Below are 15,875 nucleotides of genomic sequence, written 5' to 3' on the forward strand. Positions count from 1 at the left end.
TTCTGATGGCAAGATGTTCTACGTGGTAAACGATCTTTCCTGTGCAGCGACACGGCTGTTGCGCGCCAGACGAAGCAGAACCAGCCATGCGGCGATCATGATGGCGATCTCGATGACATATATCGAGACAAATGTTCCGAGCGGTGGCGCGACCCAGGTGGCCCAGGCAATCAGTCCCGCGCCAACCGCATTGGCGGTGTTGAGAATTGCCGCCCGGGGACCGTGATATCCCGCCGCCCCAAGCGCATCGATTGCCACCGACCAGATGGCAAGAAAGACCACCGTGCCGCTCAAAATCCGGCAGAACGAGACCAATGACACATATTCGCGGCCGAAGAGAATGGGCAGGAACGGGGCAATGATGAAGATGGCAAGGGCCGAGCCGATGCCGATTCCCAGGGCGGCCAGCAATATCTTCTTGGTTCGCCCGATCGCGTTGTGAATGCCATCGATGCTCAGGCGGGCTAGGCCCGGATAAACCAGCCGGTTCATGGCATCGATGGAAAGATAGCTGCTGTCAACGATACGGCGCACGACGCCATAGCTGCCGACGACCTCGGGATTGGCCATGATGCCGAGCATGAGAAGATCGACGTTCTGGCGGATGGCGCGGAAGATGAAGGGGGTTGCAAAGAGAATGCCGAGGCGGATTTCCTCGCGCACGATCCGGTATTGCGGCCGGCCCAGTTTGCGCAATGACCACATATAGACGATCAGGACCAGCACATGGGCGGCGAATTGCCATATGGCCCAGTCTACCAGGCTGGTCACGCCGAACACCAGACAGGCAAGCGCGGCGGCGGCCGTCCGGGCAAAGGCAAAGCCGACCACGGAGCGGTTGGCCGCTGGAAACTGCGAATGACCGATAAAGATCTGTTCGGTCAGCAGAATGATGCGGACCAGGATGATGTTGGTGATGAGGATCAGCAGGATTGCGATGACATTCTCGACGGGATCGGGCGAAAGCTTCATCCAGAAGGGCAGAATGGCGATGCCGAGCAACACCAGCACGACGCCGCTTGTCAGGGTCAGGATAAGGTTGTGCCCCATCATGACGGGGTACATGGCATGGTCGCGGGCGACGCGCCGCACCAGGCATTCCGAGGCGCCGAGGCCGCACAGATGCACGGCGATGCTGGTCACCGCCGTCACGGAAACGAAGACGCCGAATTCGACGGCGCCAAAGGAGCGGGCAAGAATGGCGAATGTCACCAGCTGCGCCGCATTGGCGATCAGCAGGCTGCCGCTCGACGCCGCATAGGACATGATCATCGGCAAGAGTCGCGGCAGTCCAGCGATGATTTCCGCAGCACTCAACTTCTTCATGTTCTACGACCTGGGCGGAGGGCTGGCATTTTCATCTTTATTGTTCAGCAGGCCAAAGGGAGATAGCCATTTATTAACCAAAATTTGCAATCTATCGTTTAGATATACATTACCGTTAAACCGTTACGGTTTGATTGATGCTTACAGAGTATTGTTGAATGTACAAACTGCGTGACGCGACGGGCAAACTGCAGCCGGCAGCTCCTATCAAGGGACCTGTCGTCGAGCCTCCTGTGCGTGACGATCGGAAACCGGCCCCAGCCGCTGCCTTTTCCCTGCCGCACATCGATGTGAGTTCGCTGATTTCCTGGCTGCTTGCCCGCTGGTATTGGGTTTTGATCGGGGCCGTCGTTGGCGCCTTGATCGGCATCGGTTACGGGATGGGCGCGAAGCCGCGTTATACCGTCTATACGGACCTGCTCGTGCCGCCGGCCAATCTTCAGGTTTTGCCGAACGACATCTACGTGCAGAACCAGCAGGGCGACACGCAGCTGCTCGACGTCGAGAGCAAAATGCTGGTGCTGACCTCTGGCAATGTGTTGCGGCGCGTCGTCAGTGAGCTTGGCCTTGCCAGCGATCCGGAGTTTGTCGGCACGGATGGTCCGGGCTTCAGTCTCGGTGCATTGTTCGGCAGCAAGCCGGCGGTCGCCGACAAAACGCTGGCAGCCATGCGCAGCCTGTCCGAGAGAATAACCGCACGCCGCCAGGAACGCTCCTACATGGTGACCATCGCGGCCTGGGCCAACAATCCCGATACGGCGGTGCGCATTGCCAATGCGCTGGCCAAGGCCTTCCAGGAGGAAGTCGCCCAGGCGGAGGCCGACGGCGCCGGACGCGCGGCCTCGGCCCTGACCGACCGGCTGGCCGAGCTGAAGCAGGGCGCATCCGATGCGGAGGCCAAGGTGGCTGAATTCAAGCGCGATCATGGTCTCCAGACCAGCGCCGGTGAGCTGATCAGTTCGCAGTCCATGGCGCAGATCAACGTGAAGCTGGTGGATGCCAATGCCCGGTTGGTCGAAGCACAGTCGCGCTACAACGAGCTGACAGCCTCGACACCCAATCAGACGAGCCCGTCGGCGACATTGCAGTCGCCCACGCTCGCCAGCCTGCGCGCCCAATATGCGACGGTCAAGCAGACGGTCGATTCCATGTCGATCACCTACGGGCCGCGTTATCCCGGACTGATCCGCGCCAGGTCGCAGCTCGGTGGCCTGGAACAGCAGATATCGCAGGAAACCGGGCGCATCCTGCGGGCAGCGCAGGTCGATCTGGACCAGGCGAAATCCGTGGTCGATGCGCTCAAGCAGCAGGCGGCAAGTGCGCGCTCCTCCGTTTCCATGGACAATGATGCACAGGTGCGGCTGAACGATCTGGAACGCGACATGGCAACGAAAATCGCCATCTACCAGACCTTCCTGACGCGCGCCGGCGAAACGACAGAGCGCCAGCAGCTCAACAGCACCAATATCCGGGTGATCTCGTCCGCCATACCGCCCCTGCGCCGCAGCTGGCCGCCGCGCACGGCGTTGCTTGCCGCCGGCGGAACATTTGCCGGATTGGGCCTGGGTGCCTGCCTTGCCATCGCCACCGGCCTGCTTGGGGTCATGCGCGCCGAGCGCAAGGCGAAGAACAGTTAAGCAGGATACGTTCTTTTATGGGAACAATCGAAACCAGAACTGCGCCCACGACCTTTGCAGCGGGTGGTGTCGGCGCTTTGCTGTTCGTGGCGATTTTCCTGTTTTTCTGGATCACCACCACACCCTATGTCGATCTGACAGGCGCGGCTTCGGTCGATCCAAGCGCTGGAAACTCCAACCTGATCAATCAGCTTGTCACGCTGGTTCTCTCGGCAGGATTGATCGCCTTCGGGTTGAGCAGCCCCATGCGTCGGACGATCATGCAGCCGCGCGGGCTGCTCGTCCTGCTGTTCGCCTGGTTCATTCTGGTCTCCGCACTGTCCGCGCATCCCGATATCGCCCTCAAACGCATCGTCCTTGCCATTCTGGTTTGCGTGAACGCCAGTGTCTTCCTGCTGCTGCCGCAGTCCGACCGGCATTTTGGCAAACTGCTTGGCCTGGCGACGCTCATCATGCTGGGCTTTGCTTATTTTGGCGTGATCGCCCTTCCCACACGCGCCATTCACCAGGCATCGGAAATCCGCGAGCCGATGAATGCGGGTTTTTGGCGTGGTCAATTTCCCCACAAGAACGTCGCGGCCGCCGTCATGGTGATGGCGGTGTTCTTCGGACTGTTCGTCCATAGCGCAGGCCAGAGACTGGCAGGGATTGCCATCATTGTCCTCTCTGTGGTGTTTCTGCTGCACACCGGGGGCAAGACATCCACCGCCGCATTGCCGGGTGTTCTCATCCTCGCCTGGATATTCGAGCGCTGGAAGTGGACGCGGGCGCTGATCGGCATTGCCGGGATTGCACTGTTCAACATTCTTGCCGTGGGATCGGCGGTGTTCGAACCGATACGATCCCTCATCACCTCCGCCGGCATCGATGCCACCTTTACCAACCGGACGGACATCTGGCGTTTCGCCTTTTCCGCCATCGCCCAAAAGCCCTTTACCGGTTATGGATTTCAGTCATTCTGGCAAACCGAGGAACTGGTCTACAGCGGCGGCAATGTCGAGACCTGGGCCGTTGCCGCTTATAACGGCCATAACGGCTATCTCGACACGCTTTTGACAACCGGGATACCGGGCCTGGTTCTCACGCTTATATGGTTGCTTTTTCTGCCGCTACGCGACATAGGCAGGGCGGATAAAGCCGCCAACAATCCCGCCCTCACACGGCTTTTTGTTCGCGTCTGGCTGTACGGGATCTACACGGCCTGCGTGGAAAGCATGTTCTTCCAGAGCGGCAGCCCGTTATGGTTCGCATTCCTGTTCGCTGTGTTCGGCCTGCGCCTGCAAGCAAATGCCAGCATTGTCAGCCCAACACCTTCACAAGATAGATTGACGGTCGCCCATGCCTGACATTCTGAAAAAGCTGGACTATTGGTCGGACCGCATCACCGACAGGCTGATGCGCCGGATGCCCGGACCGCGCCTGAACATACCCGTATCGCGACCGGTCGTGTCCTTCACCTTCGATGACGTGCCCGATACGGCGCTGACCAACGGTGCCCGCATACTCGAGGACCATGGTGTCCGCGGCACGTTCTATATCGCCGGGTCGCTGGAAGGACAGATTGAACCCGGGCGCACGCTGATTTCCCGCGAGGGATGCCGGGCCCTGGCGCAGCAGGGTCATGAGATCGGCTGCCATACCTTTTCCCACACGAAGGTGTCGCATATGGGCAACCGGCGGCTTGCCGCGGATCTGCAGCGCAACAAGGCCTATCTCGACAGTGTTGCACCGCAGGAGCGCCGCCGCAATTTCGCCTATCCCTACAATGCCGGTTCGTTCCGGGGGCGCGGCATTTTCGGCAGCCGTTTCGAAACCTGCCGTGCTGGCGGCGAACGCATCAATCGCGGCGCCGTCAATCCGGCCTTTCTTTGGGGCGTGGAAATCCGTCAGCCGGAAAGCCATGCGCGCGGCCTGACCCATTGGATCGATCATTTGATCGCGGAGCCCGGCTGGCTTATCTTTTTCACCCACGATATCGCGCCGCAGCCGACGGATTTCGGGTGCACGGCGGAGACGTTCGAACGCCTCGTCGCCCACACGTTGGCGCGGGGATGCACGGTCCTGCCGGTGCGGGATGCGCTGGAACAATTCAGCGCGGGGAGGCATCCATCGTGAACGCCTCCACCCCGTCGAAGCGCCTGCTCGCGATCAACAATTACTTCTATCGGCGCGGCGGTGCCGAAGCCATATTCCTCGAGCACATGCAGCTCTTTTCCGAGATTGGCTGGGAGGTCATTCCCTTTGCCATGCAGCATCCGGACAATGATGCCTCTGCCTGGTCGGAGCATTTTGTCTCTGAAATCGAGTATGGGCGGGAAAGCAGCCTTTTGACCAAAGTCGCCCAGGCCGGCAAGATCATCTACTCTTTCGAGGCGCAGCGCAGCATCGAAGCGCTGATCGAACAGGCGCGGCCCGACATCGCCCACGCGCACAATGTCTATCATCACCTCTCGCCCTCGATCTTTGCCACGCTGAAAAAGGCGGGCATTCCGACCGTGATGACCGTGCATGACCTGAAGCTGGCCTGTCCCGCCTACAAGATGCTGGTTGACGGGCATGTCTGCGAGGAGTGCCGCGGCGGGCGGATCTACAATGTCGTGCGGCACCGCTGCATCAAGGGCTCGCTTGTCCTCAGCGGCCTGGTGTTCCTGGAGACCATCGTGCATCGCGGGCTGGGGCTTTACCGGAACAAGGTCGACAGGTTCGTGGTGCCGAGCCGGTTCTACCGCGAGAAGCTGATCGAATGGGGCTGGCCGGCGGAACAGCTCGTCTATATCCCGAATTTTGTCGATACGCAGGAATTCGCGACCGGCTGGAGCGAAGGCGACTATTTCGTCTTTGCCGGACGTCTCGCGCCGGAGAAGGGGCTGGTTACCCTGATCCGCGCCGCGGCGCTGGCAAAGCAGCGGCTGGTGATTGCCGGAACCGGCCCGGACGAGGCCATGCTCAAGGCCCTCGTTGCGGAGCTGGGTGCGGATGTGACGTTCGCCGGATATGTTTCAGGCGGCAATCTGCGCCGCCTGATCGGCGAAGCCAGGGCATTGGTGTTGCCCTCCGAATGGTATGAAAACGCGCCCGTCAGCATATTGGAAGCCTATGCGCTCGGCCGGCCGGTCATTGGCGCGGCCATCGGCGGCATTCCGGAAATGATCCGCGAGGGCGAAACGGGCATGACCGCCATTGCCGGCGATGCGGATGACCTGGCGCGTGCCATCGGCGCCATGGCGGACCTGACCGCCGCCGCCCGTTCGCGCATGGGCATGAATGGCCGCGAGTGGATCGCCCGCGACTTCTCGGCGGCTGCCTATCGCGACCGCATGGTCGATCTCTACGCCACGCTTGGAGTATCCTGATGGCTGACGGACGCGGTGCAGCAAAGCAACCCACGGTGATGATGCTCGGCCTGCGCGGCATCCCCGAGGTGCAGGGCGGCGTGGAAAAGCATGTCGAGGAACTCAGCCGGCATTTTGTCGACAAGGGCTGGGATGTCACGGTTCTCGGCCGCAGGCGTTACCTATTGACGCCCGATCCCTATACGTGGAAGCGGGTGAAGGTGCATCCGCTGTGGTCGCCCGGTTCGGTGAAATTCGAGGCGATCGCCCATACGGCGCTCGGCGTGCTGTTTGCCGCCTATCATCGTCCGGATATCCTGCACATTCATGCCATCGGCCCGGCGTTGATGACGCCGCTGGCCCGCCTCTTCGGCCTGAAGGTCGTCGTCACCCATCACGGCTATGATTACGACCGGCAGAAATGGGGTGGCCTTGCCAAGCTCATGCTGAAACTGGGCGAGAAGGCCGGCATGCGCTTTGCCCGCGCGCGCATTGCCGTGTCCAACGACATCGCGCTGACCATGGAAAACCGCTACGGCGTGCCGGTGCAATATGTGCCGAACGGCGTGACGGTCCGCCGGAGCCAGACGGATACGGGCATTCTCGGCAAACTCGGGCTGACGTCGCGGCGCTACATCATGCTGGTTGCACGCATCGTGCCGGAAAAACGCCAGCACGATCTCATCGCGGCCTTTGCCAAACTGGCCGATCCTACGGTCAAGCTGGTTCTGGTGGGATCGGCCGAATACATGGCGCATTATTCGCAGGACGTCGAAAAGCTTGCCGCTGATGTTCCCGGTGTGGTTCTCGCGGGCATGCAGACGGGTGACGATCTCTCCATCCTCTATGAGAATGCCGGCTTGTTCGTCCTGCCTTCCAGCCACGAAGGCATGCCGATTGCCTTGCTCGAGGCGATGGGCGCGGGACTGCCGGTGCTTGCCAGCGACATCACGGCCAACCTTGCAATCGGCCTGCCCGCGCAGGACTATTTCCCGCTTGGCGACATTGAGCAACTGGCCGCGGCGATGCGGTCAAAGCTCGCCGTGCCGTTCGATTCCCGCAAAGCGGCGGAGCAGGGCGCTCTTGTGGCAGAACAATATGGCTGGCTGAACATCGCGGACCAGACACTTGATGTTTACAACACGGCTTTGAAGCGCAAGATGCCGAAAACCTAAGGCTGGACTCGAAATGATCAGGCCATTTTTATGAAGTTTTCCGCTTTATTGAGCTTCTATTTTTATCGCAAATCTATATTCAACGATGTTCAGTGGTTCTGATTGTGGTTCCAATACGGGTGATGTGGTGAATTATATTAAAGCCGTTTCCAATCATTATATGCCTACAGTTAAACATCGTTATTTCTTGGTACTTTTCATCGCTGCAATAACTATCGCGTTACGAAGGCCCGATCAAATCTTATTCCCGGAAGTGTGGAACGAAGATGGTCTATTTATTATACCGCAGGTGATTGAGCGTGGGTTCATGGCTATATTTGAGCCAGTTAATGGTTATTTAATTCTTCCCTCCAGAATTATCACATACATCGCACTGTTCATTTCGTTCGAACATTACCCCGTAATTTCTACTATCATCGGTATCGCTGCCCAAGCTGCATGTGTTGCGGCAGTTGCGGCATCCCCCACATACCTGCGAGGCCGGATACTCTGCGCTGTCATGATGGTAATTCTTCCAATGAACGCCGAGGTCTATGTGTTGCCTCAATACACGTTCTGGTGGACAACGTGCTTGCTATTTCTAGCACTCATATGGCGCCCGGGCGAAGCTCTGATACTGCGCTACACATTTATCCTGATTGGCTCGCTGTCCTCACCGACATGCATAATACTCCTTCCTTTGTTCGCACTCAGAGCCGTCTTAACCAAACGGTGGCGCGAAGACGGACTATCCTTTTTGCTTGTTGCGGTGGTCGTTGTTATTCAATTGTACTACGTGATGATCGGCGACCCTGCCAAAACCGAGAACATCGAACTAGCCGACATTATACCAGCAATTTCAGTGTTCTTTGGTGGCATGAGTTTTGTTGCCTCGACTTGGATGGAATTGTCAGTGGCTCTAGGAACGGTGGCCTTGCTGCTTTTTGGTGTATTGGCAGTTCAATCTGATACGCGGTTCGCTTATGTCTTGCTTGGGTTAGCTCTTGGTGCGACGATTGGCAGTTCGTTGCTGCGGGTGCCGATAGAGATGATATCCCCTGTCGGTAATGGTCCCCGATATTTCTTTTTTCCACTTGTTCTCATGTCCTGGATGCTGGTCTGGCTGATATTCAGCGCGAGTTCTATTGTCCGGGGCGTGGCCGTCATGGTGGTATTGGGGTGGATACCAGTAACCATTCACAACTTTCAGCGTGGTCAGGATCGCCTTGAGGCTTGGAGTGAAGCAGTGAGCAGGTGTCTCGTTGAAGGGGCTATCATGTCTGTTCACCACGATGGAAACACGGCAAGTCACCATCAGATCCCCTATTCTTTGGAATTATGCCAGCAGGCAGAAGCGAACGACATTTGGTGATGTTGTCCGCTACGGGCATCAGGGACTACAATACTACCGAGAGATGCACTCCTTCGTTGCAAGTGCTTTGGTATGTTGCAGTTGATAGGCGGATTGCTCATCTCAGCCAAAGAACGTCTTGGTAACGCTCAAACAGAAGCGTGGGGAACGTGCTGCTGCCTAAATTGTAGATTTATGGTGATCCCGACTGGATTCGAACCAGTGGCCTACAGATTAGGAATCTGTCGCTCTATCCTACTGAGCTACGGGACCATGCGGCCAGACATACTGTTTTTCCGCCGCGACGCCAAGTCTGAAGATGCGTGAAATATACGCATCTTCAGAGGCCACCTCTCAAAATGTCAGGATGCGGCGGGAAGGGCGCTTTCGGCCAGCTGCACCCAGTAGCTGATGCCGTGCGGAATGACATCGTCGTTGAAGTCGTAAGCCGGATTGTGCAGCGAGGCGCTCTCGCCATTGCCGATGAACATGAAGGCACCGGGGCGCGCTTCCAGCATATAGGAGAAATCTTCCCCCGCCATCATCGGCGCGACCTCCAGATTGACCGCTTTGCTGCCAGCCACGCTCTGCGCGGTGCGCGCGGCAAATTCCGTTTCCTGGTCGTGATTGAAGGTGACGGGGTAATTGCGGTCGTAATCCACCCTGGCGACAGCGCCGAGAGCCGTCGCCACGCCCTCGGCCACTTCGCGCAGGCGCTTCTCGGCAAAGTCGCGCATTTCTGAGCGCAGGGTGCGCACCGTGCCAGCGAGCTCGGCCTTCTGCGGAATGATGTTGTGTGCATCGCCCGCATGGAATTTTGTCACGGACAGAACGACTGAATCCAGCGGATCGGTGCCGCGCGAAACGATGGTCTGCAGCGCGTTGACGAGCTGGGCGCCGATCACCACCGGATCGATCGTGCGGTGCGGCTGGGCCGCATGGCCGCCGCGGCCCTCAATGGTGATGTTGAATTCGTCCGTTGCCGCCATGATCGGCCCCTTGCGGATGGCGAACTGGCCGACGGGCAGGCCGGGCGTATTGTGCATGCCGTAGACTTCGGAGATGGCGAAGCGCTCCATCATGCCCTCCTTGACCATCTCGCGGCCGCCGCCGCCGCCTTCCTCCGCCGGCTGGAAGATCACCGCGACCGAGCCCTTGAAGTTGCGCGTTTCGGCGAGATACTGCGCCGCCCCGAGCAGCATGGCCGTATGGCCGTCATGGCCGCAGGCATGCATCTTGCCGGCGTTTTTCGATGCATAGGGCTTGCCGGTGATTTCATTGAGGGGGAGCGCATCCATGTCGGAACGCAGGCCAACCGTCTGTCCTTCGCCGTGGCGTCCGCGAATGATGCCGACGACGCCGGTCCGGCCGATACCGGTAGCAACCTCGTCGACGCCGAAGCTCCGCAGCTTGTCCGCGACAAATTTTGCGGTCTCGTGGACATCGAACATCAGTTCCGGATTCTCATGCAGATGGCGCCGCCACCGGGAGACTTCTTCCTGCATTTCGATGGCGCGATTAAGCAAGGGCATAGTGTTGAAACTCCAAACGTGCGGACTACATCTGACAATTCAGTGAACAGTTCAAAGGTGTTTTGCCTTTTGCCTGCCACATAGGATAGATAAGGCCATTGCGACCCGGCGGGAAGCCCGGCAATGAAATCACAAGGCCATTTCCCTGGTTCTTTATACAGACAGGCTGGATATCTGGAATGCGGAAAACTGTAGCACTCTTTCTCTCGGGCTGCGTGGTGTCAACCACCGCGGGCCTGGCAACAGCGGCACTTGCGGGCCCGAACATCACCGTCGATGTCGGTACAGGCGAGGTTTTGTCGCAGGAAGATGCGTTCCAGCGCTGGTATCCGGCGTCCCTCACCAAGCTGGTGACCGCCTATGTGGCCTTCCGCATGATCGAATCGGGGCAGATCACCCTGGACACGCCGATCAAGATGACGGCACGTGCGGCGAAGGAGCCGCCGAGCAAAATGGGCTACAAGCCCGGCTCGCAGCTCACGCTGGACAACGCGTTGAAGATTCTCATGGTCAAATCGGCCAATGATGTGGCGATGGCTGTCGGCGAGACGCTGGGCGGCTCATCGGAAAAATTCGCCGTGCTGATGAATGCCGAAGCCAAGCGTCTGGGCATGTACGGCTCGCATTTCGTCAATCCCAACGGCCTGCATTCGGACGATCATTATACGACGGCGCGCGACCTGGCGATCCTGACGGTGCAGATGCGGCGCGAATTCCCGCAATACATGCACTATTTCGATATTGAGGCGATTGATTCCGGCAACAAGATCCAGGCCAATTTCAATGCACTGATCGGCCGGTTCCAGGGTGCGAACGGCATGAAGACCGGCTTTGTCTGCCCGTCCGGTTTCAATCTGGTCGGCTCGGCCACCCGCGATGGCCGCAATATCATCACCGTGGTTCTGGGTGAGTTGAAACAGCAGGGGCGCGCGACGAAGGCGGCCGAGCTGCTGGCAAAGGGGTTTGAGACCCGCGGAACCGGCAAGACGCTGGAGGCCCTGCAGCCCTACGGCCCGGCCACGCGCGATGTCGCCGTCAATATGCGCCCGACTGTCTGCTCCAAAGAGGCTGCCGCCTCCGACAGCTGGGACGGCAAGGACGTAGAAGGGCATATCATCGAGGGTTCGCCCTATATGTACCGGATGGATCATGAACCGCAGGCGGAACTCGTTGCCTTGCTTCCCTCCAAGACCACTGCGAAGGGCAAGGACATGAGCCGCATCCCGATCCCGGTTCCGCGGCCCGACCGTGCATCGATCACCGATGCGGCCAACACGGCAAAAACAGTGAATTAACCCAGCAAGATAGGATGTCATCATGAGTGGCCTCAATGCCCCCATTCCGGTTTCTGTACTCACGGGATTTCTGGGGTCGGGCAAGACCACCTTGCTGAACCGCCTGCTGAAAGATCCGGCATTGGCCGATACGGCCGTCATCATCAACGAATTCGGTGATGTCGGCATCGACCATCTCCTGGTGGAGACGGCGAGCGAAGGCGTCATCGAGCTTTCCGACGGCTGCCTGTGCTGCACCGTGCGGGGCGAACTCGTCGATACGCTGGCCGACCTGATCGACCGTCTGCAGACGGGCCAGTTGAAGCGGCTCAAGCGGGTCATCATCGAAACGACCGGGCTGGCCGATCCTGCGCCCGTCCTGCATGCGATCATGGGGCATCCGGTGCTCCTGCAGGCGTTCCGGGTGGACGGGGTGATCACAACCGTTGATGCCGTCAACGGCATGGCGACGCTCGATGCGCATGAGGAAGCGGTCAAGCAGGCGGCGGTTGCCGACCGCATTGTCGTGACCAAGACCGATATGCCGCAAGCCGCGCAGGGGCTGCCGGCGCTGCGTGCCCGGCTCGCCGCACTCAATCCCGGTGCGGATATCATCGATGTCGGCGATGCGCGCACCGGCTATGCCGCCCTGTTCGAATGTGGTGTCTACAATCCCGAGACGAAAACCATCGATGTACAGCGCTGGCTGAAGGCGGAAGCCTATCGCGATCGTGAGCATGAGCGTGAAGCGGTTGAGCATCACGCGGATCATCACCATCACGATCATGGGGAGCATCATCACCATGACCACGACCATCATCATCACGATGTGAACCGCCACGACGCGGCGATACGCTCCTTCTCGCTGACACACGATGCGCCGGTACCGCGCGCCGGTTTCGAGATGTTCCTCGATCTTCTGCGCTCGGCCCATGGCGAGAAACTCCTGCGCATGAAAGGCATCGTGCAGCTGGCCGATGATCCGGAGCGTCCGCTGGTCATTCACGGCGTGCAGCAGATTTTCCATCCGCCGGCGCGGCTTGCCGCATGGCCGGAAGGGCGGCGCGAGACGCGGCTGGTTCTGATCGTGAAAGATCTGCCGGAAAGCTACGTGACGCAGCTGTTCAGCGCCTTCCTCAACGAACCGAAGGTCGATACACCCGATCGTGCCGCGCTGTTCGACAATCCGTTGGCGATCCCGGGATTGAAAGTCTAGGCCTCAGCAAGCTGCAGTGGACGTTGTGTGTGGTTCGACAAGCTCACCATGAGGGAAGTGGTTTGGCTGCAATGCTAATCGCAAAAGCTGCAGAATTTAGCGCCCTGCAATCCTCCACCTCCCTCATGGTGAGCTTGTCGAACCACGCACTGGTCTTGCTGCAAATCTGCGAATGGTGCGTTAGCCGCGCTCGATGTGAAAGCGGTGGCCGCCCTCGATGGTCACCGTCTCGATCAGCCGGTGGCCGTCGCTCAGGCAGAAATTCGGCATATCGATGACGGCGAGAGGATCGCTGGTTTCGACCCAGAGACGGCTGCCTCCGGGCATGCTTTCCAGACGTTTGCGAGTTTTCAGCACCGGCAGCGGGCAGTTCAGACCACGCAGGTCATAGGTGTCAGCCGACATGGCGGGCTCTCCGGGCAGGCAAATATACGTGGCTCAATTGCCGATGATTTTCCACCAGGCCTTTTTCGCCGGCTGTTCCGCCACCGTGGCTGTCACGTCCTGTGGTGCCTGGACGGGCGCTGCCGCCGGTGCCGGTACGGGTGCAATTGTCTGGCGTACCGGGGCAACGACATTGGCGGCGACCTGATTGGCGGTGGAAGCCGGTGCCGTGGTTGCGGCCGGGATGGCGGCAACCGTCATGCGGTGCCGTTTGCCGGCCTCGCGCTCGTCGCGGGCCTTGTCGGCGGCGACAGCGGAAGCGAGGCGGACCATGACCTGCGGCTTCAGCGCCGCGTCCTTGTCCTGCGGCGACAGGGATGGCGGCTCCTGGGTGACGCGTTCGCCGCGGGCGCGGCGGGCGCTCCATTCGGCGATGATCTTGGCTTCGTTCAGGCCCTGGATGGAACGGCTCGGCGCCTGGATTCTGCCCTTGCCGACCATGGAGGAGAATGCCGCCTCGTAATTGGTCTGATAGCTCTGATAGGCCATCTTCAGCGTTTCAGGCTGCTGCATGGGCGGGCATGTGGCCGTTGCGGCAATCGGTGCATTCGGATCGGTGGTGTTGTTGAAGACATATTTCTTCTCGCACACGTCGACCTTCGGCGGTACCTTGGTGATCTCGAAATGATCGTAGCCTTCCTTCAGGTTTTTCCAGAAGGCATAGTTCGGATCATCCTTGTAGCGCGCCATGTTGGCTGCGGTCATGCGGAACGGAAAGGCCTGGAGCTGGATCGAATCCTGCCCGCCCTTGAACGCGTCGCGGGCAAAGGCGTAGATTTCCTGGACCTGCGCATCGGTCATCGAATAGCAGCCGGACGACGAACAGGCGCCGTGCACCATCAGATTGGCGCCGGTGCGGCCGAGTGCCTGGTCAAGCGCATTGGGAAAGCCCGTGTTGAAGGACAGATAATAGCTGGATTTCGGATTCATCTGCCCGGGGCGCACGGCATAGAAGCCTTCCGGTGCCTGACGGTCCCCCTCGATGAATTTCGGGCCGAGCTTGCCCGACCATTTGCATATCTGGTAGCTCGTCACGATATCGTAGCGGCCGTTGTCCTTGCGTTTCCAGACTTCGAGAACGCTCTCTTCCTTGAAGATGCGGACCATGATCGGCGCGGTCATGGTCATGCCCTTGGTCTTCATCAGCTTGACCAGCTTTTCGGACAATTGCTTTTCGGATTTTGGTGCAAGGTCGGACACCGACGCGCCCTGGCAACCCGCCAGAAACAGGGTCAGCAATAACGGAGCAAGGATATGTGTCGGTATTTTCATCTTCGCAGCTGTTACCAGTTCGCTTCGCCGAAATTGTGTGGATTGAAATCCACAACCCCCTATTTGCATCCGGTATAGTTGATAAAGCCTTACTGCAATGAGTCAAATTGCTCAATCATGCAATTGTCACCTGCAATGAAGACAGGGCGGATTTATGGCGAAATACACTGTTTTTCCAAGATGATCCATCCGTTGCAACACGTACTTGCCCTGTAATACGCCATTGACAGGAAGCATTCGCCCTCATCAATTGTTGGTGTCCGGCCCGTGAGCGGCCGCGTTGCGTGCCCGTTTCATCAGCCGTGCAGGGAGGAACAGAATGGCAATTGCACCCTTTTTGACGCTCAAACGCCATCTGAAAGCGCCGCCGCGGCTGGTGTGGGCCGCCTGGACCGATCCCTCGATGATCGTGCGCTGGTGGGGCCCCACGGGAGCCAGAACCTTGAAGGCGGAAGCCGATCCGCGCCTTGGCGGCCGCTACCACATCGTCTTTGTCACCCCCGACGGCGAGCAGCACGATGTCAGCGGCGTCTATTGCGAGGTGCTGGTCGAGCAGCGCCTGGCCTTTACCTGGATGTGGATTACCTTGCCGGACCGGGAGTCGCTGGTAACGCTGGTGCTGGAACGGGTGGATGACGGCACATTGCTGACACTCATCCATGAGAAGTTCTACGACGAGGCGGCGCGGGATCGTCACAGGCAGGGCTGGAGCGGCGCGCTCGACAGTCTTGAGAATTTTATCAATCAACAGGCGGTGGATCATCGTGACTGAACATTCTGCAATCACATTTCGCCCGGCCTCACTGTCCTATCTGCCATTGATGGCGAAATGGCTGATGATGCCGCATATGCGTGACTCCTATCAGCCGGACCCGATAACCCCGCGCGAGGTTGCGGAGGAATATGGGCCATTGTTCACCGGAGAGACGCCCGATATCTGTCACATCGCCTATTATGGCGAGCAGCCTTTCGGTTATCTGCAATGCTACCGCAACGCGGACTATGAGGACGAGCTGCCCGCGCTCGACTATGGCATCAGTGTCGATCTGTTCATTGGCGAGCCGGACTATATCGGGCGCGGCATCGGTTCGCTGATGCTGAGGGAATATCTTGCGCAAATCGCCTTCCCGCATTTCACCGATGAGCGGTTTGCCTATATCACGCACGAGGCGGGCGATCTCGATGCGATCAGGGCATCGGAGGCGGCAGGCTTTCGGCCGGTTGACGAATTTGAAGAGGATGGCGACAGCGTTATTCTTTTCAGGTTCGAACGCAGCAGCAACGACAATAAAAAAGGCGGCGCCTGAGCACCGCCTTTCATGAAATCAGCACAAACG

Annotated in this window: 14 protein-coding genes and 1 tRNA gene; 10 read left to right on the forward strand and 5 right to left on the reverse strand. The window is 59.1% G+C overall.

Translation table 11 applies throughout. From position 1 onward, the window contains the following. Positions 1-18: 18 nt before the first annotated feature. Positions 19-1,326 carry a lipopolysaccharide biosynthesis protein gene (locus tag ACP7B1_RS02950; protein ID WP_346305819.1) on the reverse strand — a complete coding sequence of 436 codons (1,308 nt, stop codon included), beginning with the start codon at positions 1,324-1,326 and terminating at the stop codon, positions 19-21. A 158-nt stretch (positions 1,327-1,484) separates the two neighbouring features. Between ACP7B1_RS02950 and ACP7B1_RS02955 the strand changes: the two genes are divergently transcribed. The 6 genes from ACP7B1_RS02955 to ACP7B1_RS02980 all read left to right on the forward strand — a co-directional run bounded on the left by ACP7B1_RS02955 (position 1,485) and on the right by ACP7B1_RS02980 (position 8,821). Then, positions 1,485-2,963, forward strand: a complete 1,479-nt coding sequence (locus ACP7B1_RS02955) for a GumC family protein (RefSeq protein WP_346305818.1) — start codon at positions 1,485-1,487, stop codon at positions 2,961-2,963. 17 nt (positions 2,964-2,980) lie between these two features. Continuing rightward, positions 2,981-4,309, forward strand: a complete 1,329-nt coding sequence (locus tag ACP7B1_RS02960) for an O-antigen ligase (protein ID WP_346305817.1) — start codon at positions 2,981-2,983, stop codon at positions 4,307-4,309. After that, positions 4,302-5,078 carry a polysaccharide deacetylase family protein gene (locus ACP7B1_RS02965; RefSeq protein WP_346305816.1) on the forward strand — a complete coding sequence of 259 codons (777 nt, stop codon included), beginning with the start codon at positions 4,302-4,304 and terminating at the stop codon, positions 5,076-5,078. Before ACP7B1_RS02960 ends, ACP7B1_RS02965 begins: the two co-directional genes overlap by 8 nt. After that, entirely contained in the window at positions 5,072-6,316 is a 1,245-nt protein-coding gene (locus ACP7B1_RS02970) for a glycosyltransferase family 4 protein (protein ID WP_426136509.1), read from the forward strand. Before ACP7B1_RS02965 ends, ACP7B1_RS02970 begins: the two co-directional genes overlap by 7 nt. After that, on the forward strand, positions 6,316-7,470 hold the full coding sequence (locus tag ACP7B1_RS02975) for a glycosyltransferase family 4 protein (RefSeq protein ID WP_346305814.1): 1,155 nt from the start codon (positions 6,316-6,318) through the stop codon (positions 7,468-7,470). Before ACP7B1_RS02970 ends, ACP7B1_RS02975 begins: the two co-directional genes overlap by 1 nt. A 127-nt stretch (positions 7,471-7,597) precedes the next feature. Beyond that, on the forward strand, positions 7,598-8,821 hold the full coding sequence (locus tag ACP7B1_RS02980) for a hypothetical protein (RefSeq protein ID WP_346305813.1): 1,224 nt from the start codon (positions 7,598-7,600) through the stop codon (positions 8,819-8,821). Between the two features lie 175 nt (positions 8,822-8,996). Here the strand turns inward: ACP7B1_RS02980 and ACP7B1_RS02985 are convergent. Together ACP7B1_RS02985 and ACP7B1_RS02990 are read right to left on the reverse strand one after the other, a co-directional pair. Next, positions 8,997-9,073 (reverse strand) — tRNA-Arg (locus tag ACP7B1_RS02985). Between the two features lie 89 nt (positions 9,074-9,162). Continuing rightward, positions 9,163-10,332, reverse strand: coding sequence for a M20 aminoacylase family protein (locus ACP7B1_RS02990; RefSeq protein WP_426136435.1), 1,170 nt, complete (start codon positions 10,330-10,332; stop codon positions 9,163-9,165). A gap of 179 nt (positions 10,333-10,511) precedes the next feature. On the opposite strand from ACP7B1_RS02990, the gene ACP7B1_RS02995 reads away from it, so the two are divergent. Further along, complete coding sequence (locus tag ACP7B1_RS02995) at positions 10,512-11,627, forward strand: D-alanyl-D-alanine carboxypeptidase family protein (RefSeq protein WP_346305811.1); 1,116 nt, start codon at positions 10,512-10,514, stop codon at positions 11,625-11,627. A 22-nt stretch (positions 11,628-11,649) separates the two neighbouring features. Then, positions 11,650-12,822 carry a CobW family GTP-binding protein gene (locus ACP7B1_RS03000; RefSeq protein WP_426136437.1) on the forward strand — a complete coding sequence of 391 codons (1,173 nt, stop codon included), beginning with the start codon at positions 11,650-11,652 and terminating at the stop codon, positions 12,820-12,822. 180 nt (positions 12,823-13,002) lie between these two features. Here the strand turns inward: ACP7B1_RS03000 and ACP7B1_RS03005 are convergent, their stop codons facing one another. Next, positions 13,003-13,227: a sulfurtransferase TusA family protein gene (locus tag ACP7B1_RS03005; protein WP_346305809.1), complete on the reverse strand. Its 225-nt coding sequence runs from the start codon at positions 13,225-13,227 to the stop codon at positions 13,003-13,005. A 33-nt stretch (positions 13,228-13,260) separates the two neighbouring features. Next, positions 13,261-14,538: a murein L,D-transpeptidase family protein gene (locus ACP7B1_RS03010; RefSeq protein ID WP_346305808.1), complete on the reverse strand. Its 1,278-nt coding sequence runs from the start codon at positions 14,536-14,538 to the stop codon at positions 13,261-13,263. Positions 14,539-14,857: 319 nt separating this feature from the next. On the opposite strand from ACP7B1_RS03010, the gene ACP7B1_RS03015 reads away from it, so the two are divergent. Both ACP7B1_RS03015 and ACP7B1_RS03020 read left to right on the forward strand, forming a co-directional pair. Next, positions 14,858-15,310 carry an SRPBCC family protein gene (locus tag ACP7B1_RS03015; protein WP_223613581.1) on the forward strand — a complete coding sequence of 151 codons (453 nt, stop codon included), beginning with the start codon at positions 14,858-14,860 and terminating at the stop codon, positions 15,308-15,310. After that, positions 15,303-15,845, forward strand: coding sequence for a GNAT family N-acetyltransferase (locus ACP7B1_RS03020; RefSeq protein WP_346305807.1), 543 nt, complete (start codon positions 15,303-15,305; stop codon positions 15,843-15,845). Before ACP7B1_RS03015 ends, ACP7B1_RS03020 begins: the two co-directional genes overlap by 8 nt. Positions 15,846-15,875 lie beyond the last annotated feature (30 nt).

Source organism: Phyllobacterium sp. SL163 (assembly GCF_049896885.1).
GTDB classification, from domain to species: domain Bacteria; phylum Pseudomonadota; class Alphaproteobacteria; order Rhizobiales; family Rhizobiaceae; genus Phyllobacterium; species Phyllobacterium calauticae.

What these genes read in the sequence shown, in the direction of transcription:
- ACP7B1_RS02950 (WP_346305819.1), bottom strand. Translation starts at nt 1,326, where the DNA reads ATGAAGAAGTTGAGTGCTGCGGAAATCATCGCTGGACTGCCGCGACTC.
- ACP7B1_RS02955 (WP_346305818.1), top strand. Translation starts at nt 1,485, where the DNA reads ATGTACAAACTGCGTGACGCGACGGGCAAACTGCAGCCGGCAGCTCCT.
- ACP7B1_RS02960 (WP_346305817.1), top strand. Translation starts at nt 2,981, where the DNA reads ATGGGAACAATCGAAACCAGAACTGCGCCCACGACCTTTGCAGCGGGT.
- ACP7B1_RS02965 (WP_346305816.1), top strand. Translation starts at nt 4,302, where the DNA reads ATGCCTGACATTCTGAAAAAGCTGGACTATTGGTCGGACCGCATCACC.
- ACP7B1_RS02975 (WP_346305814.1), top strand. Translation starts at nt 6,316, where the DNA reads ATGGCTGACGGACGCGGTGCAGCAAAGCAACCCACGGTGATGATGCTC.
- ACP7B1_RS02990 (WP_426136435.1), bottom strand. Translation starts at nt 10,332, where the DNA reads ATGCCCTTGCTTAATCGCGCCATCGAAATGCAGGAAGAAGTCTCCCGG.
- ACP7B1_RS02995 (WP_346305811.1), top strand. Translation starts at nt 10,512, where the DNA reads ATGCGGAAAACTGTAGCACTCTTTCTCTCGGGCTGCGTGGTGTCAACC.
- ACP7B1_RS03000 (WP_426136437.1), top strand. Translation starts at nt 11,650, where the DNA reads ATGAGTGGCCTCAATGCCCCCATTCCGGTTTCTGTACTCACGGGATTT.
- ACP7B1_RS03005 (WP_346305809.1), bottom strand. Translation starts at nt 13,227, where the DNA reads ATGTCGGCTGACACCTATGACCTGCGTGGTCTGAACTGCCCGCTGCCG.
- ACP7B1_RS03010 (WP_346305808.1), bottom strand. Translation starts at nt 14,538, where the DNA reads ATGAAAATACCGACACATATCCTTGCTCCGTTATTGCTGACCCTGTTT.
- ACP7B1_RS03015 (WP_223613581.1), top strand. Translation starts at nt 14,858, where the DNA reads ATGGCAATTGCACCCTTTTTGACGCTCAAACGCCATCTGAAAGCGCCG.